The sequence below is a fragment of the Methylophaga sp. UBA678 genome, from assembly GCF_002299105.1.
In the GTDB taxonomy this organism is placed as follows: domain Bacteria; phylum Pseudomonadota; class Gammaproteobacteria; order Nitrosococcales; family Methylophagaceae; genus Methylophaga; species Methylophaga marina.
In genome coordinates this window covers 113,763-140,223 of sequence record NZ_DBNG01000008.1, presented here as the reverse complement: position 1 = coordinate 140,223, position 26,461 = coordinate 113,763, and the positions used below count along the sequence as shown (strand labels likewise).

Annotated in this window: 24 protein-coding genes and 1 pseudogene; 19 read left to right on the top strand and 6 right to left on the bottom strand. The window is 42.7% G+C overall.

All coding sequences use genetic code 11. From position 1 onward, the window contains the following. Nucleotides 1-4 precede the first annotated feature (4 nt). The 16 genes and pseudogenes from B3014_RS15080 to B3014_RS04425 all read left to right on the top strand — a co-directional run bounded on the left by B3014_RS15080 (nucleotide 5) and on the right by B3014_RS04425 (nucleotide 14,376). Nucleotides 5-792: pseudogene (locus B3014_RS15080) on the top strand (SDR family NAD(P)-dependent oxidoreductase). 191 nt (nucleotides 793-983) lie between these two features. Beyond that, entirely contained in the window at nucleotides 984-1,295 is a 312-nt protein-coding gene (locus tag B3014_RS04495) for a tautomerase family protein (RefSeq protein WP_289244688.1), read from the top strand. Between the two features lie 33 nt (nucleotides 1,296-1,328). Next, nucleotides 1,329-1,928, top strand: a complete 600-nt coding sequence (locus B3014_RS04490; protein WP_289244689.1) for a lactate/malate family dehydrogenase — start codon at nucleotides 1,329-1,331, stop codon at nucleotides 1,926-1,928. Next, nucleotides 1,823-2,269, top strand: coding sequence for a hypothetical protein (locus B3014_RS04485; RefSeq protein ID WP_349675868.1), 447 nt, complete (start codon nucleotides 1,823-1,825; stop codon nucleotides 2,267-2,269). The genes B3014_RS04490 and B3014_RS04485 overlap by 106 nt, the downstream gene beginning before the upstream one ends. Before the next feature lie 86 nt (nucleotides 2,270-2,355). Then, the gene (greB, locus tag B3014_RS04480; RefSeq protein ID WP_289244690.1) at nucleotides 2,356-2,826 is read left to right on the top strand and encodes a transcription elongation factor GreB; all 471 of its coding nucleotides are present in this window, start codon (nucleotides 2,356-2,358) and stop codon (nucleotides 2,824-2,826) included. Nucleotides 2,827-2,940: 114 nt separating this feature from the next. After that, a complete protein-coding gene (locus tag B3014_RS04475; protein ID WP_289244691.1) occupies nucleotides 2,941-3,318 on the top strand; it encodes a MerC domain-containing protein in 378 nt (125 codons plus the stop codon). After that, on the top strand, nucleotides 3,311-3,715 hold the full coding sequence (locus B3014_RS04470; RefSeq protein WP_289244692.1) for a TraR/DksA C4-type zinc finger protein: 405 nt from the start codon (nucleotides 3,311-3,313) through the stop codon (nucleotides 3,713-3,715). The genes B3014_RS04475 and B3014_RS04470 overlap by 8 nt, the downstream gene beginning before the upstream one ends. Beyond that, a complete protein-coding gene (gene zigA, locus B3014_RS04465) occupies nucleotides 3,699-4,907 on the top strand; it encodes a zinc metallochaperone GTPase ZigA (protein WP_289244693.1) in 1,209 nt (402 codons plus the stop codon). The genes B3014_RS04470 and zigA overlap by 17 nt, the downstream gene beginning before the upstream one ends. Further along, nucleotides 4,904-5,560 carry a DUF1826 domain-containing protein gene (locus B3014_RS04460; RefSeq protein WP_289244694.1) on the top strand — a complete coding sequence of 219 codons (657 nt, stop codon included), beginning with the start codon at nucleotides 4,904-4,906 and terminating at the stop codon, nucleotides 5,558-5,560. The genes zigA and B3014_RS04460 overlap by 4 nt, the downstream gene beginning before the upstream one ends. A 127-nt stretch (nucleotides 5,561-5,687) precedes the next feature. Continuing rightward, nucleotides 5,688-6,140: a Fur family transcriptional regulator gene (locus B3014_RS04455; protein WP_289244695.1), complete on the top strand. Its 453-nt coding sequence runs from the start codon at nucleotides 5,688-5,690 to the stop codon at nucleotides 6,138-6,140. 103 nt (nucleotides 6,141-6,243) lie between these two features. Further along, nucleotides 6,244-6,945 carry an ABC transporter ATP-binding protein gene (locus tag B3014_RS04450; RefSeq protein ID WP_289244696.1) on the top strand — a complete coding sequence of 234 codons (702 nt, stop codon included), beginning with the start codon at nucleotides 6,244-6,246 and terminating at the stop codon, nucleotides 6,943-6,945. Nucleotides 6,946-6,955: 10 nt separating this feature from the next. Continuing rightward, nucleotides 6,956-8,926 carry a TonB-dependent receptor gene (locus B3014_RS04445; RefSeq protein ID WP_289244697.1) on the top strand — a complete coding sequence of 657 codons (1,971 nt, stop codon included), beginning with the start codon at nucleotides 6,956-6,958 and terminating at the stop codon, nucleotides 8,924-8,926. A gap of 11 nt (nucleotides 8,927-8,937) precedes the next feature. Continuing rightward, entirely contained in the window at nucleotides 8,938-10,350 is a 1,413-nt protein-coding gene (locus B3014_RS04440) for an ABC transporter permease (RefSeq protein ID WP_289244698.1), read from the top strand. After that, nucleotides 10,347-11,711: a DUF3526 domain-containing protein gene (locus B3014_RS04435; protein WP_289244699.1), complete on the top strand. Its 1,365-nt coding sequence runs from the start codon at nucleotides 10,347-10,349 to the stop codon at nucleotides 11,709-11,711. Before B3014_RS04440 ends, B3014_RS04435 begins: the two co-directional genes overlap by 4 nt. Next, the gene (locus tag B3014_RS04430) at nucleotides 11,701-12,708 is read left to right on the top strand and encodes a CobW family GTP-binding protein (protein WP_289244700.1); all 1,008 of its coding nucleotides are present in this window, start codon (nucleotides 11,701-11,703) and stop codon (nucleotides 12,706-12,708) included. The genes B3014_RS04435 and B3014_RS04430 overlap by 11 nt, the downstream gene beginning before the upstream one ends. A gap of 6 nt (nucleotides 12,709-12,714) precedes the next feature. Continuing rightward, entirely contained in the window at nucleotides 12,715-14,376 is a 1,662-nt protein-coding gene (locus B3014_RS04425; protein ID WP_289244701.1) for a formylmethanofuran dehydrogenase subunit A, read from the top strand. 49 nt (nucleotides 14,377-14,425) lie between these two features. Here the strand turns inward: B3014_RS04425 and B3014_RS04420 are convergent, their stop codons facing one another. The 6 genes from B3014_RS04420 to B3014_RS04395 form a co-directional block, all read right to left on the bottom strand. Next, nucleotides 14,426-16,867 (bottom strand): TonB-dependent receptor, encoded by a 2,442-nt coding sequence (locus B3014_RS04420; protein ID WP_289244702.1) that lies wholly within the window; start codon nucleotides 16,865-16,867, stop codon nucleotides 14,426-14,428. Nucleotides 16,868-16,943: 76 nt separating this feature from the next. Next, complete coding sequence (locus tag B3014_RS04415) at nucleotides 16,944-17,927, bottom strand: FecR domain-containing protein (RefSeq protein WP_289244703.1); 984 nt, start codon at nucleotides 17,925-17,927, stop codon at nucleotides 16,944-16,946. Nucleotide 17,928: 1 nt separating this feature from the next. Continuing rightward, nucleotides 17,929-18,447 (bottom strand): sigma-70 family RNA polymerase sigma factor, encoded by a 519-nt coding sequence (locus B3014_RS04410; RefSeq protein WP_289244704.1) that lies wholly within the window; start codon nucleotides 18,445-18,447, stop codon nucleotides 17,929-17,931. An 83-nt stretch (nucleotides 18,448-18,530) separates the two neighbouring features. Further along, on the bottom strand, nucleotides 18,531-19,655 hold the full coding sequence (locus tag B3014_RS04405; protein WP_289244705.1) for a PQQ-dependent sugar dehydrogenase: 1,125 nt from the start codon (nucleotides 19,653-19,655) through the stop codon (nucleotides 18,531-18,533). A 21-nt stretch (nucleotides 19,656-19,676) separates the two neighbouring features. Next, a complete protein-coding gene (locus tag B3014_RS04400; RefSeq protein WP_289244706.1) occupies nucleotides 19,677-21,293 on the bottom strand; it encodes a protein adenylyltransferase SelO in 1,617 nt (538 codons plus the stop codon). A 66-nt stretch (nucleotides 21,294-21,359) separates the two neighbouring features. Further along, nucleotides 21,360-22,379 carry a metal-dependent hydrolase gene (locus B3014_RS04395; protein WP_289244707.1) on the bottom strand — a complete coding sequence of 340 codons (1,020 nt, stop codon included), beginning with the start codon at nucleotides 22,377-22,379 and terminating at the stop codon, nucleotides 21,360-21,362. Between the two features lie 145 nt (nucleotides 22,380-22,524). Between B3014_RS04395 and B3014_RS04390 the strand changes: the two genes are divergently transcribed. From B3014_RS04390 to B3014_RS04380, 3 genes are all read left to right on the top strand, one after another. Beyond that, complete coding sequence (locus B3014_RS04390) at nucleotides 22,525-24,117, top strand: tetratricopeptide repeat protein (RefSeq protein WP_289244708.1); 1,593 nt, start codon at nucleotides 22,525-22,527, stop codon at nucleotides 24,115-24,117. 33 nt (nucleotides 24,118-24,150) lie between these two features. Continuing rightward, nucleotides 24,151-25,869 carry a PglL family O-oligosaccharyltransferase gene (locus tag B3014_RS04385; protein WP_289244709.1) on the top strand — a complete coding sequence of 573 codons (1,719 nt, stop codon included), beginning with the start codon at nucleotides 24,151-24,153 and terminating at the stop codon, nucleotides 25,867-25,869. Nucleotides 25,870-26,031: 162 nt separating this feature from the next. Then, nucleotides 26,032-26,451 (top strand): pilin, encoded by a 420-nt coding sequence (locus tag B3014_RS04380; protein WP_289244710.1) that lies wholly within the window; start codon nucleotides 26,032-26,034, stop codon nucleotides 26,449-26,451. The last annotated feature ends 10 nt before the right edge of the window (nucleotides 26,452-26,461 follow it).

Genomic DNA, 26,461 nt, shown 5'->3' with positions numbered 1-26,461 from the left:
TTTAATGACTCTGCTGTTCACAGCACCTGCTCATGGGAAAGTAATGACGAATAAAAATAGTGCTCGCGTGGCATTAGTGACTGGTTCAACATCCGGTATAGGCAGAGCGATTGCTCAACGTTTGGCTGATGAAGGTTACACCGTGGCTATACACTCTAAAAATTCAGTTGACGAGGGGAAATTATTCGCCAGTCAGCTAAAGAAAGCCTCTTATTTTCAAGCTGATCTGGCTGACCAGCACCAAACAAAAGGCCTAGTTGAGGCAGTGCTTGCCGAATTCGGTCGTTTAGATATCTTGGTCAATAATGCCGGTATCAATGCCATGATTCCGCATAAAGATCTGAAACAAGCGGATGCCGATATTTGGCGTGATTTATACGAAGTGAATGTTATTGTACCTTGGTGTTAATCGCCGAAGCAGAGTCTGCCTTGAGGGCTTCAGCTTCTGAAGCTTGTCCTAGCTGTATTGTTAATATTAGTTCTCACGCAGGCGTCAGACCAAAAGGGGCGTCGATTCCGTATGCTGCGTCAAAAGCGGCATTAAATCACATGACAAAACTGCTCGCGCTAAATTTATCTCCGGCTATTCGAGTGAATGCTATTGCCCCTGGTTTAGTCGATACACCCATGACAGCGTCTTGGCTGGATGCACAGTCATTATGGAAAGAGAAGTCGCCTATGCAGCGAGGTGCCAGCCCAGAAGATATTGCGCATATAGCGGCTATGATTATTTGCAGCACCTACCTGACCGGCGAAATCGTGTTATGTGATGGTGGTTTGAATCTGACTTAGCTTGTTTTGGATGCAACAAGCACATAAACCAGTATAAAAATGCATCAAACTGAACTGATTCTCAAGCCCGCCAATGCATGATTGAATAGCTAGGTTATCAATTAAGGAGAGATTAAGTGATTGTGATTTATGGTATCAAAGAAAAGCTGAATCCAATCAAGATGTAGCTGTCGGATGTTATCCATTCTTGTATGCAATCGGTACTTGGTTTGCCTGAGGATAAACGAGCACATCGCTTTATTCCGATGGATAAAGAGGATTTCTTTTATCCCGGCGGCAGGAGTGATGACTATACCGTCATCGAAATACATATGATGTCAGGACGGAAACCAGACACGCAGAAACAACTCATCAAGTCTTTATTTTGTGAAATAGAAGGACAACTGGCCATTTCGCCTAATGATATCGAAATTACCATTCATGAGCAGGCGCCTTATCAGTGGGGATTCAGAGGAATGACAGGCGATGAAGCCAAGGATCTGAAGTATAAGCTTAATGTGTAAATGGAACATATCCATATTTAATAAGGTATTACTGTGAAACATAAAATTGCACTGTATGGTGCCGGCAATGTGGGATCGACCACGGCGCAATGGTTGGCTCAGAAAGAATTAGGCGATATTGTTTTATTTGATATCAATGAGAGTCTGGCAGAAGGAAAAGCTTTAGATTTAATGCAAGCAGGGCCTGCAGCGGGGTTTGATTGCTCTATCTTAGGGAGTGATAATCCTGACATTATTGCTGATGCCGATGTTGTTGTGGTGTCAGCAGGTGTGCCCCGTCGCAAAAATCCGCAGACGGGCAAATATCCAGGTCGTGACGAACTCATCAAAATTAATCAAGCTGTCATTGAGCAGGCTTCAGCACATATTAAAAACCTCGCTCCTGACGCTATTGTGATTATGGTGACCAATCCGATTGAAGCGATGTGTCATGTCGTGAAACAGATCACCGGATTTCCTAGTGACCGAATTATTGGACAGGCTGGTGCTTTAGATACCACACGCTACAAAACCTTTATCGCAATGGAATTAGGTGTCAGTGTGAAAGATGTCAATGGCATGGTTATCGGCGGGCATGGGGATGCAATGGTGCCATTACCCACTCACACACGATTTCAGGTATACCCGTTTTAGAATTAATTCATGAAGACCGGCTGGAGCAGATCATTCACAGAACTGCCCATGGTGGAGGTGAGATTGTGAGTTTACTCGGTTATAGCAGTTATTACGCGCCGGCCGCAGCGACAGCATTAACAGTGGAATCAATACTTCGTGATCAGCGAAGATTGATTCCCAGTGCAGTGTTAACCCATGGGGAGTATGGCTATAACGATTTATTTATCGGGCTACCTGCTATCTTAGGTAAAAATGGAGTAGAGTCCATTGTTGAACTCAATTTGGCTGATAAAGAAAAAATGAAACTGCAGCACTCAGTCGAAAGTGTAAAAGACGTGGTTAACCTTTTAGGTTATTGATGCTGGATATTACAAGCGAGTCACTCTAGGCTGATTGAGCATGCTAAATATTGATAGAATCCGCTGTTTTTAATTCGAGACCAAATATGGCTTCCTCTCCCTATGTCACTGCAGAAGGTTATGCTTTGCTTAATCAAGAACTCACGGAACGTTGGGCTCGGCGTCGTGATGTGGTTAAGGCATTGTCTGCCGCAGCAGCAGAAGGGGACCGCTCTGAAAATGCAGAATATATCTATCGTAAAAAAGAATTACGTGAGATCGATCGCCGTATTCGTTACCTGCAAAAAAGGCTGCCTGATTTAAAAGTCGTGGATGAAGCACCGGATAATCAGTCACAGATTTTTTTTGCCGCCTGGGTAACGGTCGAGACAGAGGCCGGTGATGAAAAAGAATATCGCATTGTCGGGCCCGATGAGATTGATGCCTCAAAAGGTTATATCAGTATCGACTCGCCATTAGCTCGTCAGTTATTGGGTAAAACGCTGGATGATGAAGTCGTGATAGAGGTCGCAGGTCAGAAAAAAGTCTACTTTGTCTTGGCTATCCGTTATTCCTAATATCTGCTGTTTTTTTATCTGCATCTAGTATCCGTTATTTCAGGTTTTTGTTTTTTCTTGCATCATTCAATCATTGGCAATATGATACGATATATCATTAATTGTGAGGTTGAGATGAAAGATAATATCGCTATCGCCTGTTCAGGGCTTTGTCTGGTGCACTGCTTAGCGACACCGATAATCATCAGTTTGGCTTTCTTTGGCGCTGCAAGCAGCTCATTTGAATCACCGTGGGTGCATTTATTGTTGTTGATCCCCGTCATCATTTTAGCGCTGTTGAGTTTGCCTTTTTCATACATACAACACGGTAGTTATTTACCCATGATCTTAGTGAGCTTGGGCATTAGCGCCTTAGTTTCAACATTTTTCTTACCAGAACATTATGAGTTTTGGATCACCGTTCCGGCAGCACTTTTCATTATGAGTGGGCACTTCTGGAATCGCCAATTAACTACAAAAAACGTGCAGATGATGGAGCCTAGCAATGGATGAGAAAGCATTAATGGCCATGTCAGAAGATGACTATATGAATGAAGAACAATTAGCTTTCTTTGATGCCAGATTGCTTCAATTACGACAAGAGACACTAGACGAAATTGAAGCGTCAAAGCAAGACATCAACTATGGCAGAGTCAGCGATGTGTCTGATAGAGCCACACTCGAAGAAGAGGCGCAGATAGCATTAAGACTGGCAGACCGTAAACGTCAGCTTATTCCTAAAATTGATAAAGCCCGGCAGCGAATACGTCAAGGAGAGTATGGCTATTGTCTGGAAAGCGGTGATCCTATTGGTATAGAACGCTTACTGATTAGACCCACAGCGGAATACAGCACGGATATTAAGAACATAAATGAAAAAAGAGAACGACGTTATGAAGACAAACGATAATCGACTGCCGGTCACTGTTTTATCGGGTTTTTTAGGGGCAGGTAAAACGACCGTACTCAACCACATTCTGAATAATCGTGAAGGTAGAAAAGTGGCGGTTATTGTGAATGATATGAGTGAAATCAATATTGATGCACAACAGCTTAACAATGAAGTTGATTTCAATCGTGCTGAAGAAAAGCTGGTGGAGATGAGTAACGGCTGCATTTGCTGCACTTTACGTGAAGATTTGTTAATTGAAGTCAAACGTCTGGCAGATGAAGGCCGTTTTGATTATCTCGTGATTGAATCAACTGGTATCTCAGAGCCCTTACCTGTCGCAGAAACATTCACGTTTGCGGATGAAGAGGGTGAGAGTCTTTCTACCATAGCTCGTCTGGATACCATGGTCACGGTGGTTGATGCTATCAACTTTTTGAAAGATTTTCGTGAAGCTGAACTTCTCCAAGATAAAGGTGAACACCTCGGTGAGGAAGACATGCGAAGTGTGGCCGATCTGCTGATTGAGCAGGTGGAGTTTTGTGATGTCATTCTTGTTAGCAAGACTGACTTATGCAAAAAAGAGGATCTGGAAGAGTTGACTTCCATATTGAGAAGTCTGAATACGCAAGCAGACATCATTCCCTTAGAGCAAGGAAAAGTGTCGCTGGACAAAGTCTTGGCTACGCATAAGTTTGATTTTGAGAAAGCCTCACAAGCACCTGGCTGGTTAAAAGAAGCCAGGGGTGAGCACGTGCCTGAAACCGAAGAATATGGCATCAGTAGTTTTTCATATGTCGCACGTAAGCCATTTCATCCTGAGAAGTTTTATGATTTTCTACATCAGGATTGGCCAGACGGTAAGTTAATTCGCTCTAAAGGCTATTTCTGGTTAGCCAGCCGACCACAATTTGCTGGTCATTGGAGTCAGGCTGGTGGTATCGCTCATCATGGTTTCGCGGGCATGTTTTGGAAAGCCGTGCCAGAAGATCGCTGGCCTGAAGATGAAGAGTCTAGAGAAGTCATCATGGAACATTGGCAAGAACCATTTGGTGACATGCGTCAGGAACTAGTTTTTATTGGCCAGAACCTGAATGAGTCACAAGTTAAAGAGCAGCTTGATGCCTGTTTATTAACAGATGAGGAACTGCTCGCAGGCAAAGCTCTATGGCAGACATTAGCTGATCCTTTTCCTTCATGGCAATCACAATGACAGCATTAGCTATCAAAAAAACTGAATCAATTAATCACATCAAGTATGCATCAGATGCTGTTGATTTAGCAGATATTTATGATCAATTCGTGAATCTGATTGTTTGGCAGAGACAACTGAATGCGGCCATAACAGAAGATGTGTCCGCTTTACTCAACACCCACACCAGCTTTGCATTCCGAGCAGTACTTAAACCCTCTGAAGTTCATGAATGGCTGAGAGGCTCTTTAAAGCAGCAGACATACACGGCCTTAGAAAATGATATCGCCTCCATAGCGGAAATCTTTGCAGACTTATTTGATTTGAGTCATGTAGGCTTGCGACTGGAGTTATTGAATAAAACAATGTGTCCACGCTTTCATGTTGATAAATTGATGTGTCGTTTGGTATCCACTTATGCAGGAAATACCACGCAGTGGTTAACTGAAGATAATGTTGACAGAACCAAGCTGGGTGCTGGTGCCAATGGTCAGCCAGATGAAACGTCAGGCATATATATGAATGAAGATGCGATTCAACAGGCTTCTCCTGGTGATGTTTTATTGATGAAAGGTCAGGCATGGCCGAACTCATCATTGCCAGCACTGGTGCATCGATCGCCATCGGCTACGGCATTATCACCTCGCTTACTGCTCGGTATAGACTTTGCCTGAGCTAGGAATACGGCTGATTTTATATGGTGCATTATTGAGTGAATGGGTTAACTGTTAAAATTCCGTTATCATTAGTCGTTCTTTAATGATAATAGTGAGTGATGAGCCTACTCTCCAAAGTGACGATATGGATACAAAAAAAGCAATTAATCAAGCCGAAAAAAGTTGTATTGAGCATGGAGGCAAGCTGACTCCTAAGCGCAAGTTGGTACTGGAGCTTTTACTTGAAAACGCTCAGCCACAGTCAGCCTATGAACTTGCTGATTTGTATCAACGCAAAATGGGTGAAAAAATACCAGCTATGTCAGTGTACAGAATGCTGGAATTTCTTATTGAGCAAGGCTTAGTGCATAAGTTGGCTTCAACGAATAAGTTTTTGGCCTGCTCACATATCACGTGTAATCACAAACACGAAACACCGCAGTTTTTGATTTGTGACAATTGCCAATCCGTGAGTGAAGTGGGTATTGATACCAAGCTGATAGAAGCCTTGGAAAAAAGCATTCAACAGAATCATTTTCAGCTTAATAGCCCACAGTTAGAACTTCACGGCTTGTGTGAAAACTGCCAAACCAAATAAAACCCAGCAAGACTGGGTTTTATTTGGTGTACATAATGATATGATACATCACTATTTTACGATTGATTCTCATTAAAAACTGCCTCGAGGAACCGAATTAGACATGCTAGAAGTCAGTAATTTAAACAAGTTTTATGGAAAAAATCATGCGGTTAATGATTTAAATTTTACTGTCGTTTCAGGTGAAATTCTATGTCTTCTTGGAGCAAATGGCGCAGGAAAAACAACTACAATCAATATGTTACTGGGTTTTATTAAACCTGATTCTGGTAGTGCTGTTTTAGATGGACTGGATATGTATCACCAGCGATCGGCTTGCCGCGAACAGATGATGTATATCCCAGAAAATGTGCATCTCTATCCTAGTTTTACTGCAATAGAAAATATCGCCTATCTTGCTGAACTCGCCAAAATGCGTGTCAGTGATGGTGAGATTAAAGATGTTTTAATCAGAACTGGCATCACAGAACATCAACTTGATCGCAAAGTTGGCAGCTTCTCTAAGGGCATGCGTCAAAAAGTGGCTATTGCCTTTGCTTTACTCAAGCACGCCAAACTGGTGTTGATGGATGAACCTACTTCAGGCCTTGATCCTGTCGCGACACAAGAGTTTATCGATGTGGTTAACACCATTAAAGAACGTGGCACAGCGGTATTGATTGTGACGCATGACTTGCTCTGTGCACATCAGCTATCTGATCACATCGGCATTATGAGTCAGGGGCAGTTAAAACAATTCATAAAAAACGAACAACTGACGTTACCCGATCTAACAGAACACTATTTCAACCAATTTTCAGCTTAAAGGTCTTAATGTGAAAAAAAACCTTATAACCAGCCTTGTCTTATCAGCATTATTTCCTGTCGGAGTCTTGGCTGATGAGAGCTCATCGGCAACAATTTCTCCCATGATTGTGGTTGGGGATGCGCCAGATTATAGCGATACGAATTTAGCAGGATCTGTCGATAGTATTTCACGTGAGGAGTTGGCTCAAAGTCATATCAATAACACGATGGAATTATTCACCAAAGTCCCCGGCGTTTATTTTGCTCGTTATAACCAAGGCATTATTAATACCGATATCGGTATACGTGGATTTGCTGCTGAAGGTTCATCACCACACGCTAAGTTACTGATTGATGGTATCCCTACCAATTTACATAATGGTTACAGTGAAATGGATCAGTTATTTCCTGGAGATATCAGTAATATCACCGTCTTCAAAGGCACCAGTGATCCACGTTATGGTTTGTTGAATGTTGCTGGTAATTACAACATCGAAACACGTTCAGATTTAGGGCGTGAAGTACAAGTTACTGCAGGCAGTTATAACGCGCGTGAAGTACAAGCCTATGCGGGAGAACAAACCGGTAAGTTGAGACATAATTATTTCTTTGGTTACCGTCAATCTGATGGTTATCGTGATAATTTTGAGCTGGATAAATATTCTGTCTCAGGTCGCTGGTTTTATGATTTTTCAGATGATACCTCCTTAGGCTTGATTGTTCGTGCCTCAGACTATGATGCCGATGCCCCAGGCTACTTAACGCAAGAAGAGGCTAGAAAACACCCAACTCGCTCAGCAAGCTATGCCAGACAAGATGGTGGTGATAAAAACACACAATCCTATAGTTTGCACTTTGACCATGCTTTTTCCGATAGTGTGGACTGGTCCTTAAAGTCCTACTTTAATCATTATGAAAGAGAGCGTTGGGTCAGATTTACTGCAGGTAACTCCTTACAAAATCGTTATGATGATCAAGATCATTATGGCGTTATCTCTTCGCTTAATTGGCAGTTAAACCCTGATTGGACATTGAACTGGGGTGTGAATGTAGAGAAACAGAAGGTCATCGAGCAACGATTTGGCACAGTTAATAACGCTCGGCAACGTGATAACTCAAATGTACTCAGAGATTATGAGTTCGATTTTATCAACTATGGTAGTTATTTAGAGCTAGCCAATACACCATTAGATTGGTTTGCCTGGAATGTGGCGATTCGAGCAGACAGATTTACTGGTGATGGTAAATTTGCCGGTACGAAGAGAGATATTTATGATTTTGGCAACATAATGCAGCCAAAATTAAACTTGTTCTTTTACCCATCAGACAGCGTTACCGTATTTGCAAACTATGGCAGAAGTTTCCAAACGCCAACGAGTGCAGCAGCCTATACCGCAGGTGATCGCTCGGAGCGTGATGTTTCGTTGAATGATGGCTGGGAAGTGGGCACTAAGTGGTTGGCACTCGATAGTCTGGAATTACGTTTATCGTATTGGCAGCAGAAAGCCAGTGATGAATATGTCACCATTGACAATACCTCACAAAATGTTGGTGAAACCATGCGAAAAGGTCTGGACTTTGGCTTTAATTGGGGAGTAACTGACCTCGTCACGCTTTGGGGTAATTTTACTACTGCGGATTCTGAGATTCGTACAGAAGGTGAGAATAAGGGGAATGAATTACGTAGTATTCCTTCTTACACTGCCTCAATGGGAGTGAGTTATCAAGTGACCCCAGCCGTTACTTGGCGAGTGCATTATGATGCTCAGGCTAGTGCTTATGTAAATGAAGCCAATGATGGGGGCAAGTACGGTAAGTTTAACCTGGTTAATACCAGTGTTGACTACGACGCTGGCTGGGGAACGATTAATCTGCAAGTGAATAATTTGTTCAACGAATATTATGAATATGTCTATGATAATTCTCAGAATGGTTCAGACATTATTTATTCTCCTGGTGACGGTATCAATGCCTCTGTTTCTGTCCTGTATCGCTTTTAATGGGTGTGGACATGCTTTTTACGATAGCGCGTCACGAATTAGTGGAGCAATGGCGTCATAAAACGCTGAAAATTTTATTACCCCTGATGCTTATGTTGACTGTGCTAGTGGCTTTTAGCCACTGGCAACAGCAGCAAGATTTTATTGCCGTACAAAAACAGTGGCAGGAAACCAATGATGCCAAGTGGGAAGCTCAGCCGGACCGTCACCCGCACCGAGCTGCACATTATGGTGCCATGGTGTTTCGTGTTATCTCACCATTAAGTTTCATTGATGCTGGTGTAAACCCATTTGTGGGTAATATGTTGTTTTTAGAAGCACATCGACAAAACAGCAGTCAGTTTAAGCAATATTTAAGTAGCCATAGCTATATGCAGTTGGGTTATTTATCCGGCGCAACACTGATATTGGTCGTCTGGCCTTTAGTGCTGATTGCGTTAGCTTATAAAAGTATCAGTGGTGAGCGTCAGCAGGGCACATTACGACAGGTAATTGCGCTTGGCGTCAGTTTTCGTCAACTGATTGTCGGCAAAGCATTAGCGTTCTTATTTATTTCACTACTTTTTCTGGCACTGGTCTTTTCTGTGGCCGCATTGTTTTTGGTGCTGGGCGAGGCAAGTGGCGATGTTTATGCACGCTTTTCCATGTTATTTGCACTGTATTTTCTGTATTGCATGATATGGATCGGTCTGATTTTATTGGTATCGACCTTAGCACAAGGGAATAATCAGAGCCTATCCTCATCTCTATTACTGTGGCTGGTGATGGTAGTGGTGTTACCAAAGCTGGCTTATGCGGTAGCAGAGTGGCGTTATCCTTTACCGGATAAAGCAGTGTTTGATATTCAAACAACACAAGCTGTTGCCAAAGTCGGGGACTCTCACGATCCTGATGATCCGTATTTCAATGATTTCCGAGAGAAAACACTACAAGTGTATGGCGTTGATCGTGTTGAAGACTTGCCTGTGAATTGGAAGGGATTGTTGATGCAGGAAGGTGAGAGAATAACCAGTGAAGTCTTTGAGCAGCAATATGAGCAGCTTTTAGCTCAGATAGCCAAACAAAATGCCTGGGTTTCTGGTTTGTCCCTAATATCGCCTTACCTGGTAACGAGTCGACTATCCAACCAACTCAGTGGTACCAGTTATGAGCATATCAGAGAGTTCGAACAAGCAGCTGAAGCCTACCGTTATCAATTAATTCAGTCTTTGAATGATATCCATATCCATGAAGTCGATCTGGCTAAGGACCGTGAGACACGTATATCTCAGTCACATTGGTCTGAACTGGCCAAGTTTGATTATCAAGCGACGAAGTTAAAACAAGAATGGCCAACCATGGCCGCTTCTGTTGCCGTTATTATGGTTTGGTTCCTGTGTTTGTTGGCGGCCATTACTCTTACCAGACCGAAGGTGAGTCTATGAATCTGTTTGCTATTGAAATGAAACTGTTTTGGGCGAACAGGCTAAATAAATGGTTGCTGTTGACCTATCTTGTTGCAGGCGTTGTTGCCATTAGTCTAAGTCAGGTCACCTATGAGCGTGAATTAGAGCATTATCAGTTGGCTGAAACTTTTTATCAGAATGAGATTGAGCACTATCAAGAGCAGTTTGATAAACAACAATTACAGCTTGGCTATATGGGCTATTACTTATTTCATCCTGTTGCTCAGCTACCGCAGGCATGGTCAGCCTTGTTTCGGGGGGAACGTGATGAGTCTGCCAATCATTTACGTGTCAGATTGTTAGGTCTACAGAGTCAGGTGAATGCTAACGCGCTTGGCAATACTGACGCTCAGCGTTTTGGTCAATTTGATTTATCCTTTTTATGGTTATACCTGATGCCACTATTGATTGGTGCAATGACTATTAATCTATTGGCCGATGAAAAAAGTAGCGGTCGCTGGCCAATGTTAGTGGCTCAGGTATCGAAGGGTACACAGTTAATTTTCAGAAAGATGGCTGTACCCGCTTTGATGGTATTGACCGTCAATATGACTTTATTGGTGTTAGCCACATGGATGACATCGGTCACAATAGATAGCAGTTGGTTGGCAGTCTTACTACAAGTTGTTTTGTATCAACTGTGTTGGTGGCTGATTTGTGGCTGGATTGTATTTTTGAATAAAGAAGCCAGTTTCAATTATCTGTCACTCATTAGTATTTGGCTGGTGTTTACATTTATTGTGCCGGGCGTGGCTTATCTCTATCAAATTCAACAACAAGAAGCTGGGAAAGATGCAGCGATCGTGTTTGAGCAGCGTCAATATATGAATGATAGCTGGGATAAAGATAAGAAAGCTGACTTTGAGGCTTATCTCGCGAAGTTTCCACAATGGACGCCTACCGCCCCGTTGGGTGATGAATTTGACTGGCGTTGGTATTACGGCCAGCAGCAGATGAGTGATGTCGTGGTTAGTGATCTAGTCGAAAAACGTTACCAGAGTCAGTTAGCCAGTCACCAGCAAGGCCAGGCTTTTTCATGGTTTTCCCCAGTAATGACAATGCAATACAGTTTTAATCGCTTGGCGAATAGCGATATGTTGGCGAATGTTGATTTCAATCAGCAAGTTGCAGAGTATCAACAGTCATTACGTGATTTCTTCTGGTCATTTTATTTCTTCGATACCGCTTTTGAAAAAACAGATTTTGCTGATATCCCCAGTTTTAATTACCAGCCTGATAATGCTGCATTTATCTGGCAGGGCTCTTTGAAACTGTTGTTACTGAGTTTGGTGTTTGGGGTGTTACTGTGGCGCAAGGTAAGCGCTTTTCATGAACGCTGACACCGTGCAGCCAATTCCGACAAATATCATCACCGGTTTTTTGGGAGTAGGGAAAACAACGGCGATTATGTCCTTACTCAAGAAAAAGCCAGAAACTGAGAGGTGGGCCGTTCTGGTGAATGAGTTTGGCGAGGTGGGGCTGGATAAAGCGTTGCTATCGTCAGATTCTTCCGAATCTGATGGCTTAATCATCAAAGAAGTACCGGGCGGATGCATGTGCTGCACGGCAGGCTTACCTGTCACCGTAGCGTTAAATCAGATCCTACGGGAAGTGCAGCCAGATAGGTTATTGATTGAACCTAGTGGCCTCGGTCATCCTAAAGAAGTATTGGATATCCTCACAAGCAGGCAATATCGAGACTGGATTGATTTAGCGGCGACCATTACCTTAGTCGATGCTCGTCATTTTAGTGATGAGCGTTACATCACTCATGAGATATTTTTGCAGCAATTAGAAGTGGCCGATCTGATTGTCGTGAATAAGTATGATGATCAGCAACAAGCAGACTTAGTATCGATGCAGAATTTTCTCCATCAGTTCGAGTCTCATAGCACACCTACGCATCATACAGAGTGGGGCGAGCTATCACTCTCATTTCTGGATAGGCCTTCTTCATTCAAACGTGCTGTTTGGCAAAAGGTGCCTGAGCCCAGACAGGACCAGAAAAGTAGTCAAAAACAGGCTGAAAGTGGCCTTGATGTTTATGAACATCAAGACGATGGTTGGCAAAGCCTTGGTTTTCGTTTCGATAATACGTATCAATTTGATGAGTCGGCTTTATTACAGTTATGCCGTGAATCGGAAGTTGAACGACTCAAAGCGGTTGTCAGTACCGAGATGGGCACACTTTTTATCAATCAGGTTGACACCGAACTTAATTTTAGCCAGAACCCCGTGCCAGTGAAGGAAAGCCTGATCGAATTTATTAGTACGACACCATTGTCACCAGTGGCCGTCCAAGCTGCTTTATCAGACTGTGTTATCAAGCGTCAGTGAGGTTTTATGTATTCTTGTATCAAAAACGCCCGTGCCTTTGACCCTGTTCAGAATTGGAATGGCGAGATTCGTGATATCTGGTTCAAAGAGGACAGAATTTGTGACACACCAGACTTAGATCAACAGCAGAAAGCCAGCATCTATGATGTGAAGGGTGACATTGTGATGGCCGGTGGCATTGATATACACAGTCATATTGCTGGAGGTAACGTCAACACCGCTCGATTATTGCTGCCAGAGCAGCATCGTAATCATTTGATGCGACAAGCTGTCACCCCCTTCTCTAATGCGCGCTGGTCTTCGTTCGAAACTGGTTATAAATACACTGAAATGGGCTATAGCATGGTTGTTGAACCAGCGATGTTGCCTGTTAATGCACCACAAGTGCATGCCGAATTTGCTGATATTCCTATTATTGATACGGCGGCTTTGGCCATCCTCGGTAGTGATGATTTATTGGTGAATTTAATCCGTGCTGGTGCGGGCCAGTCACAAATTAATGATTATGTGGCCTGGACGCTTCATAAAACAAAAGCCCTAGGCTTAAAAGTGATTAACGCTGGTGGATCACAAGCATTTAAAGAGGGTGCAGAAACCTTTGATTTAGATGATGTTTTAAGTGATTACGGCATTTCGTCACGTCAGTTATTACAAACCTTGCAGACAGCTGCTGTACAGACTGGCGTACCTCATCCCGTTCATGTTCATTGTAATAACTTGGGAACGCCGGGCAATATCCAGACGATTGTCGATACGATGGAAGCGGCGCAGGGATTGCCAATGCATTTAGCGCATGTGCAGTTTTATGGCTATGGCAATGAAGGTAAGTTTGGTTTTTCTTCCGCTGCAGCTCAGTTGATGGCAGCATTTAATCGTTATCCGAATATTACGATGGATGTCGGGCAGGTGCTATTTGGTCAAACGGTGACCTTATCAGGTGACGTCATGGCACAGTTTGCTCGTCGTGGCGATGCCAGTCCCAATAAATGGCACGTCTGGCATGCAGAGAATGAGGGCAGTGGTGGTATCGTGCCTTATCAATACAAACAAACCAGCTTTGTGAATGGCTTGCAGTGGGCGATTGGCCTGGAGATATTTTTACTATCAGAAGATCCTTGGCGATTATTTTTTACTACTGATCATCCAAATGGTGCGCCATTTACCCGTTATCCAGACTTATTACATTTATTAATGAGTTATGAGTATCGCATGGCTTGTTTGGAAAATCTGCATCCTGAAATTACTGAAATGACCTTATTAAAAGATCTGAAAAAAGAATTCAGTTTGTATGAGATAGCGATTATGACCCGAGCGGCGCCTGCCCGTTTACTTGGGCAGAATGACAGAGGGACGTTACAATCAGGGTCAAGAGCTGACATTGCTGTTTATCGTGAACAAGACGACAAATCGATTATGTTCCGCCATGCTGAAAAAGTATTTAAAAATGGTGAGCTTGTACTGAATGATGGTCGTGTAACACAACGCACTAATGGCAGTACTGTCACCGCTTCTGTTGGTTTTAATCAGGAAATTGAACAGACGGTGCAAGATTATTTTGATCGTTTTTACACGATGAAACTCAGTCATTACGGTATCACTGATGCCTTTATGGAAGAGCAGCACAGAGATTATTTAGCGACTCAGTTATCAGGCCAATATTCAGTCTAAGCTGAATAAAAAGGGCATGGTGTGATGCCATGCCCTTTGATTTTTGTCTTTAGAAGTCTAAACGCAAGCCAGCAAATACCGTTCTTGGTGCACCGACAGAGATGCGGTAATCACCACCAGAAGCGGTGTAATACTCTTCATCGGTGATATTCTTCACACCTAAATCCACTCTGAGCGTTGAATTGCCAATAGCTGGGAAGTAATACCAAATCCCTGCATCAACCAATGTGTAGTCGCCCAAGTCGAAGCTGTGCTCACTATCACCATAGCGATTACCCACATGAGTAATACCACCCCCCATGCCAAAACCACTCAGAGGATGATCGGCTCCCTGGAACTCATAACTCGTCCATAGATTGGCGGTATGCTCTGGTACATTTCTAGGGCGGTTACCATTGGTGTCAGTGTCTTCACTGACGATCTCAGCATCCAGTAAGCCAAGTGATGCCCGGATATTCCAGCCACGGACGGGGCTACCAGCAAGGCTTAATTCGACACCATTGGTCTCAATGCCTCCGGTTAATTCGGCTTCACCATTGACACTTTCATAGACATTGTCTTGTTTTATATCAAAATATGCCATCGTCAGTAGTAGTCTGTCATCAAACGTTGACCATTTCACTCCGGCTTCATATTGGCGGCCTTGCTGTGGTGACAACTCAGTTTGTTGCTGTTGACCGGTATAAATATTTTGCGCCATGAACGTATCAGCATAAGAGGTATATAAAGAGACTTCTGGAATAACATTCCAGACAATTCCGGCACTTTTGGTGAATTTGCTATCACGGGGGGTATCCGCTGTGATGACGGCACCGGAACTGAGTATGCGACGTTCAAAGTCTGCCGAATAAAATTCTTCGCGTAAGCCTAGGGTGATGGTGATGTCATCAGATGGTTTCATATCAAGTTGAGCAAAGGGGCCATATGACTTCATATTCACATCACGATCATCTCGACTTGCTGTCGTAATATCATTGATTAAGCTATAACTGTTTGGATTGGTGACGGTGCCACCAGTTTGATCGCTACCGACAAAGTTGATCCATTCCTCATCCTGTTCGTGATATTCAACACCAGTCACCAGTGTCATTGGCAAAACTAAGTCAAACTCGCCACGAGCTTGTAAGCGAGCAAATAAGGTATTCAATTCACGATCTTCATTACCCTGAACACGGCGAGTTATCGTTCCATCCGTTGCTGCACCTCTGACTTCAACATGGGTGTCATCGGCCTTTTCACTGTTATAAAACAGTTTGGATTCGATATTCCAGCCGCTTTGTTTGATAGGAAAAACGGTATCAATTTCTATGAGATTGGATTCCACTTCATTAAAGCTGAAGCCGGCATCATAACTGGTATCACTTGACACATCCGCAATGGTTCGTTTGCCATTGGCCAGCGGAACCGTAATAACGCCACGGTCAAATGATCGTTTTTCTTTGCTGTATTCATAATTTACATTGATATATTGGCCTTGATCACCAAACCAGGAAAGCGAGGTGGATAAAAATCGTCTGTCGATATCTGAGTTGTCACGAAAAGTCTCACTGTCTTCCCATGAACCGGTGACGCGGTATGCCAGGTTATCGCTGTTAGCAATTGCCCCTGTAGAGTCAAACACTGCACGGCGCTGACCATGCTCATCAAAGCTGGTAGAAAGATGATGTTCATTCTCTAACTGGGGTTTTTTAGTGATAATGTTAACGAGGCCACCGGGCATCATTTGGCCGATATCAGCGACTGGGCCCTTGATAATTTGAATATTATCGACTGTAGCAGGATCAATACGACGGCCTGTTTTTAGTCGAACACCATTACGATAAATATCAGCAGGCCGTCTGAAGCCTCTAATCAGATAGTCTTCTCGTGTGCCACCATAACCATCGGAGTTGACCACATTAGGTGCCAGCTTATAGACATCTTCCATTTCACGTGCTTGTGAATCCAAAAGTAATTGTTCTGGAATAATATCGACACTGCGAGCCACTTCGGTGATATCTTTAGCTGTGCGAACTCCTGTTTTTACTTCACGACTGTCATAACGAAATTGTGGTGTGCCCATGACCATTAAGGCATCTAACTCCACTGATTGAGAATGATTCTCTAGCGTGACATTTTGTTGTTGCTTTGGCGACGGGATTTTTTGTAAATAATAGCTATTATCGGCAGATTTGATATACGTTAATCCCGTGCCGGCCAGAATCATTTCTAAGCCTTGTTCTGTATTGAAATCACCAGATAAGCCTGAGCTATATTTTCCAGTCGTCAGGGTGGCATCTGCTGAGAGTAAAATGCCTGAACGGCTGGCAAACTGGGTTAATACAGTGGCTAAATTTCCTTGTTGAATTTCATAATGCTGTTGGATATTGTTGGCATAAACGGTAAGGGGCTGATAGAGCAAACTACTACTCAGTACAATAGAACTTAATAATAGTTGGCGAGTTTTACGCCGTTTGTTCAATAGTGCTTTAGTTCTTTGTTGATTTCTCATTTTTTCCTCATCTGCTTTAGTGTCTTTACTAGCTATGCCGGATAGCAGAAGGAAAAGGGAAGTAAATCGTAAAAAGTTAATGTCTTTTATCGATACGCCATACTTTTTTGTTGACCTGCCAGATATGAACGGGCAGAGACGTTTCAACCGCTGTTAATACTCTAGGTATATTGTCGACGGGATAACTGCCCATGAGTCGGAAGCTACTGAGTTCGTCTGGACAGATAATCACCGGCTCTTGATAACGATTTATTTCAGCAATAAATTCACATAAAGGCATGTCATTGGCTAGTAAAATGCCTTTGGTCCAAGCTTCCTTGATTGGATCCACAGGTAATGTATCTTTGAGTATGGTTTGTTGATTAAATAGGGTTTGTTTGCCTGCGGGCGTAATGGTCGATGTCGTTTGATGGTTGGGCTCTGTTTTTACAGCACCTTCAAAGACACTCAAAGTGGTTTTTTGATTGTCATATTGCACGTTAAAGCGCGTTCCCAATGCAGTGAGCCGACCATCTTCTGTATCAACCACCAGGGGCCGGTGTTGGTAGGCCGTATCGGGGCCACTACTAATGAATACTTCACCTTGCAGCAAATTGATTTGACGTAAATCAACACTGAACTGTGTTTCCACTTTACTATTGGTGTTAAGCCAAAGTTGAGTGCCATCGGCAAGTGTAATCTGACGTGTTTCCCCAATGGCTGTTGCGTACTGTGTTTTATCGCTTGTTACAGGATAAAGTGTAAAAACAGACAGCGTGATCAATGAGACGATGACAAGAATAGCGATACTAAAAATAGACGTTGTTCTAGAGGTTCCTGACTTGGCAGTTGTCCGCCTTAGAACGTAATGAGATGTGGATGAGTTTGCTGCCTGATTAAAACCGGTCTGAATCGCTTCTATCTGTTCCCAAGCAAGTTGATGGGCAGGATCGAGGGATAACCAATCACGCCAGTTTTGTTGTTCTTCGGCACTGACATTTTCACCCTGTAAAATCGCAAACCACTGAGAGGCTTGCTGTAATACCTTATCTTCAAGCAAGAGCTGACTTTCTGGGCGCATTTTACGGTTTGGCGCTTTTAAGGCGTAAGCACTGGAACATGGCCTCTGCCATATAGGTTTTGATTGTTCGTTCAGACACGGCCAGTTTTTCAGCGATTTGTCGGTAAGTGCAACCTTCTAACTGAGACAAAATAAAAGTATCGCGGACTGGCTTTTTCATACTATCCAGTAAGGCGATTAATTCCAGTAATGTATCTATTGTAATGGCCCGATGTTCTTCTGACGGACTGAACTCTTCCGGATATAAAGCCAGTGCTTCAAGATAAGTTTGTTCGACTCGCTGTCGGCGCCAGTAATCATTCAGCAGACCATGTGCGATGGTAGTTAAATATGCACGAGGTTGTTTCAAATCTGTCATTTTCTCAGGTTTGAGAATCAACCTGACAAAAGTGGATTGCACTAAATCAAGAGCCAGATCATCACATTGCAGCTTGTTTTTTAACCAACGATGTAACCAGCTTTTATGTTCTGTGTATAAAGCGGTGACATCCTTATCTTGTTGATAGGTGAGATTGCTCAAAATTAGCCTTAATGTAAATGTGAATTATTATCATTATTTAATAAGGCGCGATGACTGTCAAACAGGAAATGTTTTCATGCGTTTTAGTGTTTTGTGGATACTGCAGGTGAAATTCGATATACAGCGCCAGCATCAGTACTAATGATTAAAGCGCCATCGGGTGCTTCAATGACGTTACGAACTCTGCTGGAGAGCGTGTCTAATAAACGTTGCTCGTCAACGGCTTCGTTGTTCTCATTAAGGCTGACAATATTTAAATGTTGTAAACTGAGTGCGCCTGAAATAAGTTTACCTTGCCATTCAGGAAACAACGTGCCCTGATATTGAATAAGGCTACTTGGGGCGATAGATGGAAAATAGGTTTTCACTGGTTGTTCCATACCATCCTGATGTGTGCCATGACCGACGGAAAGCGGGGCCCAGTATTCTTTGCCGTAAGAAATTTCTGGCCATCCGTAGTTTTTACCGGCTTCGATTAAATTGATCTCATCACCACCGCGTGGTCCATGTTCAATTTCCCACAGTTGTTGAGTTTGTTGGTTATAAAACAAACCTTGAGGGTTACGGTGACCATAGCTCCAAATTTCAGGCAGAGCCTTGTCTTGATTAATAAATGGATTATCGGATGCTGCAGTGCCATCCATATTCAGTCGTAAAATGCTGCCGGCATGAGTCATTAAATTTTGCCCGTTTGGACGCTCACCACGATCACCCACAGACAGGAAAATATGACCTTGGCCATCAAAAGTAATACGACCACCATAATGGACGTCGTTACCTGTACGAGATTGAGTCACCAATAATTCTTGCCAGTCGATCAGCTTGTTATTATCCAATTTAGCTCTGGCAAGTGTAGTTGCTCCCTCACCATCAATGTCTTTGGCATAACTGAAATAAATCCAGCCTGTTTTATCGTAGTCTGGCGCGTGTTTAACATCAAACAGACCGCCCTGACCCTCTACCAAAATATCCTCAGGTAAGCCTTGGATTTCCGTTTTTTGGTGTGTCTCAAAATCGTATTGAAATAACTGACCCTCGCGACTGGTAATAAGTAGGGTTTTGTTATTCAGATAATCCATTCCCCAACCAAGAGAAATATCTGTTGTTAACTTTTCGATGGTCAGGTCTTTATCCCGAGTGATATCTGCAGCAATAAACTGGCTACTGAAAACAAGGGCAAACGCGGAGAGTGTCTTGGCGAGTTTCACGGTCATTTCCTTATTAATGGACTATGAACTACATGAGAGCATTGAACAGCCGGGTTTGTTCCTGGCCCAGTCAGGGCGTTTAGCAGCGTACTGTTCATATTGAGGTTGCTCATCATAGGGATGGCGCATCACATCTAATAGTTCGTTTATGAGACTGGGATCGCCTTGCTCAGCCTTATCAATGGCCAGCTGTGACAAATAATTACGCAACACATATTTCGGGTTGATCGCATTCATTTTGCTCTGTCGCTTGTCATCGCTGATACCGTCTTCATCAACACGGCTGAGATAAGTTCGTAGCCACTGTGCGATATCTTTTTTATCTGCTTGAGTCAGTACATCAGGAGAGTAAAAAGACACCATGATGGGCGAAAGAATCTCATCATCTGTTTTGTCTTTATCTTCGATGCGGACATCAGCTAAATGCCGATAGAATAGGGTCATATCGGTTTCGGTGAGCTGCATGATACGATTCAGTTCCTGATGTAACTCTTCATCAGCTGCGTTAAACGCAGCTAAGCCCAATTTATCTGCCCGCATTTGTTGCCATTTATCCGTGTAGAGCGTGACATAGTCGTTGAGAATGTTTCTCAAGGCTTCAGCATCCTCTATTAAAGGATAGATAGCGTTGGCCATTTGTAATAGGTTCCACTGAGCAATTTGTGGCTGAGCACCAAAGCGATAACGTTTGCCGGTAGCATCAGTGGTGTTTGGGGTCCAGTTAGGATCGTAGTCATCAATCCAACCATATGGACCATAGTCAATGGTGAGACCAAGAACAGAGGTATTATCGGTATTAAACACACCATGCACAAAACCGACTCGCATCCAGTCCACCACCATATCGGCTGTACGTTCACACACTTCTTGGAACCAGTCTAAATAGGTTTGCTTACCTGGTGCAGCTAAGTGAGGGAAAAAAGACTCAATGGTGTAATCAACCAATGTTTTTAATGTTTTAATATCGCCTTGGGCACTGAAGATTTCGTAACTGCCGAGACGTAGAAACGATGGGGCAACCCGGCACACAACGGCACCGGGTTCGCTTTGTGGACGTCCATCGTAAAACATATCCCGAATGACTTCGTCACCAGTCGTTATCAGACTTAATGCACGAGTGGTCGGCACGCCAAGATGGTACATGGTTTCACTACATAAAAACTCTCGCACCGAAGAACGTAACACAGCAAGACCATCAGCAGAGCGTGAGTAAGGGGTTTCACCAGAGCCTTTAAGTTGTAAGCTCCAACGTTGACCCGACTCACCGATGATTTCACCAAGATTGATAGCTCGACCATCACCCAGTTGACCAGCCCAATTACCAAATTGGTGACCACCATAACACTGGGCATGAGGCTGCATGCCTCTGAGTTTCAGATTGCCTACAAAGACGTTTGTAAATAACCCACTTTGACAATCCTCATCAGTCAAGCCAAGTTCCTGAGCCATCTCAGTTGAATAAGCCAGCAGCGTAGGGGATGTGGCTGTCCTTGGTGTGACATAGGAATAACAGGCACCTAACACTTGTCGCCGGAAATTTTTTGTTTCTGGATCGGCGGGTAAACGCTGAACAAATTGATTATCAAACTGCCAGTTCAGCAGACCATTAGTAAAGTTGGTTTCAGTTGTCTGTGTCATGACACCATTACATCAAAATTAACCGATACAGAAAACCTGTTAAAAATATTGTTAATAGGTGTTTACCTAATTCAGTTGTGGATTAAATTCTACAGCCGGATTCCAGATACGTTGCCACACCCAACGTACGCTATCCCGTCGATGACTTTGGCTTGGAAATCGTTCTGGTGTAACCGGTATAAACCGTTGCTCTTTTTTTTCTGCAATTTGAAAGCGGAAAAAATAACTTGGCTCCATACCCATACGTAGATCGGAAGCAATTACATGATTATCTTGCAACTCAAGCTTGAATAAACCACGAGTGAACCAGTTTATGCGTTTATAGCTTGGATAATGATCTACCTTATCGATGAGTTCGGCACCACGTGGGTATGTCTTTAAAATGATGGGCTGATTCCCTTCTAATAAAGAATGAAACCCTTCGTAGTAATGAGCATCATTGACGGCAACCACTCGCCACAAAAGCGTGTTAAACGCCGTCGCTGAAACTTGCATGTGGTCAATCTCGATACCTTGTTCTTTGAAAGCCGTTTCAGCTTCGTGTTCCACCCACTGCTGAGCAAATACTCCCCACGTCAGATATAAGCAACTAAAGCCAAAGGCATAATGCATCAGTTTTTGACTAAATGTTTTATCAGGGGAGAGTAACACCGCCAAAATACCTGTTAGTAGGGGGATAGAATAGGCTGGATCGATAATAAACACGCTGCCGCCAGAGACCGGGCTTGGCATGAGCGGCCAGAATAACTGTGTGCCATAGACGGTGAGGCCATCAAGAGCGGAATGAGTTGTCAAAGCTAACCAGGTAAGGAGAAACCATGTAAGGTAGCTAAACGTTTTATTCCGGTCGAAACGATGGAATAACATGGCTAGTAAAGGGGCAATAGCTGTCTGTACAAACCAGGAATGTGTCCAGCTACGGTGTAAAGTCATGGACGCTAAATCGGTTTCATGAGGAATGAAAATATCTAAATCAGGTAATACAGCTATCGCTGCTCCCCATAACACCGCTTTTCGTGGGGCTTTTTTACCCGCGACCATATATCCTACGGCGCCACCGAGTAAAGCTTGTGTTACTGTATCCATCTGATTTCTTTAACCTTAAAGTAAATGAGTCAATGACTGTGTGATTTGATGCATAATCAAGTGTTGCGGGAAGAAATTCCCTACGCTACATTCAACTGCTTTAAATGATATCTCTAACCGCTGAATTCAAGACCCTGAGCTCAACATGAAAAAAAACGCCCCCTTAAGACCAGTCTCTCAAGCAGAAATTCAACCCATTGTGAATGCATTAAACGCTGGTCAGCTAGCCACAGCAGAATCCATGTCGAAGAAATTGTTAAAGCAGTATCCCAATGCGTTTGTTTTACATAACCTCTATGGCAATGCGCTTGCGGGACAAAGTAAAACTAAAGAGGCTGTCGACGCTTTTCGCAAAGCGATAAAAATTGATCCAAGTATTGCTGAGATGCATTTTAATGTGGCAGCGCTGCTGACCAATATGAATCGTCATGAAGAAGCCATTCAAAGTTATAAAAAAGCCGTTAGTATCAAACCTGGTTTGGTCGACGCTTATTATAATATGGGCATTGCTCATCAAGCCTTAAAACAATATCCCCAAGCAAGTCAGAATTATCAAAAAGCCATCGATCTGGAACCAGGCTTTTATGAAGCCATAGTGAACTTGGGGGTTGTTTTACAAGAGCAGGGCATGTTGGTTGAAGCTATCGACACATACAAGCGGGCACTGGCCATTCATTCGGATGCTCAGATTTACTTCAACCTAGGCACAGCCTACAAAAACCAAGGCAAATTAGGTGAAGCCATTACTGCGTATAACAAAGCATTAGAACTCAACCCGAATTATGCAGATGTGCATCGTAGTGTGGGTGAAGTGTTACGCGATCAAGGCCGCTATGAAGAATCCGTTGCTGCCTATAAACGGGCTTTAGAACTCAATCCTGATTTACCGATGGCAAACTATAGTTTGGCGGTTTACCTTTATGATAGTGGTGATTTGCAGGGTGCCTTGGAACATTTTCAACGCTCACAATATGCTGACTGGCAGGAGCGTTCTTTATACTGTCTATATAAAACAGGGCAGTTTGAGGAGTTTAAAAACGGCCTTGATGCATTAAAACGCAGTAAAGATAACTCGCCATTTTTAGCCACGCTGGCTGGTCATTATGCTGAAAACTTTGGCACCGAGAATGATTACAACTTCTGTAAAAATCCACTGGACTTTGTGTTTCATACTGAAATACCTGAGATAAAAAACAATACTGTGTTTTTAAATCAGCTTTTACAAGATATTCATACCTGCGATGTGGATGAAAAGTCGCAGGGAAGACTCTACAACGGTGTGCAATCTTCTGGGAATTTATTTAAACGCCCTGAAGCCTCCTTCCGACAACTGGCTGAATATGTCGCTCAGGCAGTGGAACGGTATCGTCAAACATTTGCAGGTGAAAACTGCCAGTTTGTGAAAGGGTTCCCTAAAACTACCGAGTTCGCCAGCTCCTGGTATGTGAAAATGAAAAGTGGCGGTCACCTGACTTCCCATATTCATGAGGAAGGTTGGGTCAGTGGTTCGCTATATTTGTCATTACCAAAAAATAAGCAGCACGAACATGAAGGTAGTATTGAGCTAAGCACGCATGGTGACGATTACCCAAAAAAACACGACAACTTTCCCACAAAGACTATTGCTCCAGAAGTAGGTGACTTGGTGATGTTTCCCTCATCCTGCTTCCATCGCACCATTCCATTCAGCTCAGATGAGGAACGTATTTGTATTGCGTTTGATTTGAAGCCAATGTGAATTGAATAAATAAAGCCAAAAGGATATTGCACAATGCAAAACCAATCTTTATCGCCCAGCAGAATTCTTGAAGGTCTGCTGTTTTTATTATTTGTTATTTCGCCGTTTTACATTACATCGAGTATTGGTGGTACGGGTTTTGATTTACCGTTTAATATTTCGGTTTGGTTTGCTGCAACATTGGTTATTGGTTATATGCTCTGGCATATCGCCAGTAGTGACACGATTACTCTACCCAAAAATTACCTTTATCTATTGATGTTGCCAGCCGGCATTTTATTATCGGCTGTCATAGCGGGTGTGGTTGAGCCTGTGACTTGGTTATTCAGAATTTTATACATCCTTGCAGGCGTTATTTTTCTGTTTGGTTTGTTTCAGTTCAAAAGCTTGTCTATTGAGCGTGTGCTGTTTTTTATTGTTCTATCGGGTTTGTTCATTTCTCTGTATGGGATAGTTCAAATGCACCCCTTGCAAGCTAGTGACGAAAACTCGATAACAAGTACCAAAACTTTATTGCCTACGACGATTTTCCAGCAGGTGAATGTTACAGCTAGCTATCTAGCTACAACATTATTAATTGCTATTTATCTACTGTTTATATCACTAGAAAATACAAAAAAAACAATCCAAGCATTTCTCTATGTATCTATGACATTGAGTACCTATGTCTTAGTATCATCGGGCTCTAGACTTGGGTTACTTTCTTTAGCATTGGGGCTGATTTTCCTCACTATAGGATTGGCAAAAACACTAAGGAAAAATAAAACAAAACTCCTTGGCGTGATTGTCTTGTTGTCAGTGGGCTCAGTAACATCATATGTATTGTTTTCTGGTCCGTCTGGCTTGAATAAAACTGTTGATAAGACATATGGCTTAGTTAAGGCAAACAACTCAGAAGCTAGGGTGGTTATCTATGGTGCTGCTCTGGATTCCATTCAATCATCACCTGTTTTTGGGCATGGTATCGGGAGTTATAAAAGTGAGTGGTTAAATCATTCAGCTGAGTTGTATCCAAAGTATCCAAATGTTGAGCATATGCCATACACGCTTGGCCACCCACACAATGAAATTCTGATGTGGGCGATTGAGGGGGGGGCGATAGCCGTTATTGGTATTCTGATAGCGTTAGTTTCAACACTATGGTCTGTAGCAAGGTTTTATGGGTTAACAAGTTTCGCCTATTTTTCATTGTTGTTACCCATATCTACGCATAACATGCTTGAACTGCCATTTTATATTTCATCATTACACTGGTTCGTGTGGTTATTTCTTATTTTTGTTGCACTAAAAGCCATATCTACTGATAAAAGTAATCAACTTAGTCAGAAGGCAAAGCATTCTATCCGGGGTATTACATTTGTATTTGGCCTTACTTCATTAATATTTTTATTACAAACAGCCTCGGCACAAAAAGATATCACTGATTATGTCTATGGTCGCTCAACTGATAAGCCACTTCAGCAGGCATTGATAAATCCTTATTTTCAAGCTGATGCCAGAGCGATGGCGAACCGTAGCGTGCTCTACTATGCAATTAAAAATGACGATAAACAGAAAATCACCCAACTACTCAATCAGTTTCAACAGGAATTAGATATTAATCCTGACTTAAAACTATTTGAAGATGTCATTAACGGCTTTGAGGCGTTAGAGGCTAAACAACAAAGTTGTTTAGTTGCTGAACGTGCATTAAAGATTTATCCATGGAATGGTGGCTTAAAGAAATATTTAGCAACCTGCTCAAGAAAGTGACATAAAGTGTCACTTTCTGACACTGGCTAACATATGTAATAAATAAGTAATTCAATCTATTTCTATAAGTGTATGAAAAATCAATGGAAGTACAGTTGGCACAATAACTGTATTAGTGAAGTTTAAGCGTAGTGCTTACATCAAAAGATACGGAGATAAAACATGAAAAAAGTCCAACAAGGTTTTACATTAATTGAGTTGATGATCGTCATTGCGATTATTGGTATTTTGGCTGCAATTGCATTACCTGCTTATCAACAGTACACGCAAAAAGCACGTTACACGGAAGTAGTCATGGCAGCTACTGCTGTTAAAACAGCTGTTGAAACATGTGCTCAAGTCAATAATGGTTTTGCTAGCTGTGCGGCTGGTAGTAATGGTGTTCCTGCTAACATGGCTGCTGGTACAGACCCTACTCAAATGGTTGACAATGTTGTTTGGAATAATGGTGCAGGAACAATTGTTGTGACACCTAATGCAGTGGGTGGTATTACTGCTGCAGATACGTTTACTATGACTGGTAACTTTGCTAATGGAACAACTACTTGGACTACTGTTTGTGCGAGAGCCGAGTTATGTTAATAGCTTCACT

Coding starts and splice junctions, on each gene's coding strand:
- B3014_RS04395 (WP_289244707.1), bottom strand. CDS start 22,379: ATGGATACAGTAACACAAGCTTTACTCGGTGGCGCCGTAGGATATATG.
- B3014_RS04420 (WP_289244702.1), bottom strand. CDS start 16,867: ATGAGAAATCAACAAAGAACTAAAGCACTATTGAACAAACGGCGTAAA.
- B3014_RS04425 (WP_289244701.1), top strand. CDS start 12,715: ATGTATTCTTGTATCAAAAACGCCCGTGCCTTTGACCCTGTTCAGAAT.
- B3014_RS04390 (WP_289244708.1), top strand. CDS start 22,525: ATGAAAAAAAACGCCCCCTTAAGACCAGTCTCTCAAGCAGAAATTCAA.
- B3014_RS04450 (WP_289244696.1), top strand. CDS start 6,244: ATGCTAGAAGTCAGTAATTTAAACAAGTTTTATGGAAAAAATCATGCG.
- B3014_RS04470 (WP_289244692.1), top strand. CDS start 3,311: ATGGATGAGAAAGCATTAATGGCCATGTCAGAAGATGACTATATGAAT.
- B3014_RS04455 (WP_289244695.1), top strand. CDS start 5,688: ATGGATACAAAAAAAGCAATTAATCAAGCCGAAAAAAGTTGTATTGAG.
- B3014_RS04415 (WP_289244703.1), bottom strand. CDS start 17,927: ATGCGCCCAGAAAGTCAGCTCTTGCTTGAAGATAAGGTATTACAGCAA.
- B3014_RS04385 (WP_289244709.1), top strand. CDS start 24,151: ATGCAAAACCAATCTTTATCGCCCAGCAGAATTCTTGAAGGTCTGCTG.
- B3014_RS04380 (WP_289244710.1), top strand. CDS start 26,032: ATGAAAAAAGTCCAACAAGGTTTTACATTAATTGAGTTGATGATCGTC.
- B3014_RS04460 (WP_289244694.1), top strand. CDS start 4,904: ATGACAGCATTAGCTATCAAAAAAACTGAATCAATTAATCACATCAAG.
- zigA (WP_289244693.1), top strand. CDS start 3,699: ATGAAGACAAACGATAATCGACTGCCGGTCACTGTTTTATCGGGTTTT.
- B3014_RS04495 (WP_289244688.1), top strand. CDS start 984: ATGCAATCGGTACTTGGTTTGCCTGAGGATAAACGAGCACATCGCTTT.
- B3014_RS04435 (WP_289244699.1), top strand. CDS start 10,347: ATGAATCTGTTTGCTATTGAAATGAAACTGTTTTGGGCGAACAGGCTA.
- B3014_RS04475 (WP_289244691.1), top strand. CDS start 2,941: ATGAAAGATAATATCGCTATCGCCTGTTCAGGGCTTTGTCTGGTGCAC.
- B3014_RS04440 (WP_289244698.1), top strand. CDS start 8,938: ATGCTTTTTACGATAGCGCGTCACGAATTAGTGGAGCAATGGCGTCAT.
- B3014_RS04430 (WP_289244700.1), top strand. CDS start 11,701: ATGAACGCTGACACCGTGCAGCCAATTCCGACAAATATCATCACCGGT.
- greB (WP_289244690.1), top strand. CDS start 2,356: ATGGCTTCCTCTCCCTATGTCACTGCAGAAGGTTATGCTTTGCTTAAT.
- B3014_RS04400 (WP_289244706.1), bottom strand. CDS start 21,293: ATGACACAGACAACTGAAACCAACTTTACTAATGGTCTGCTGAACTGG.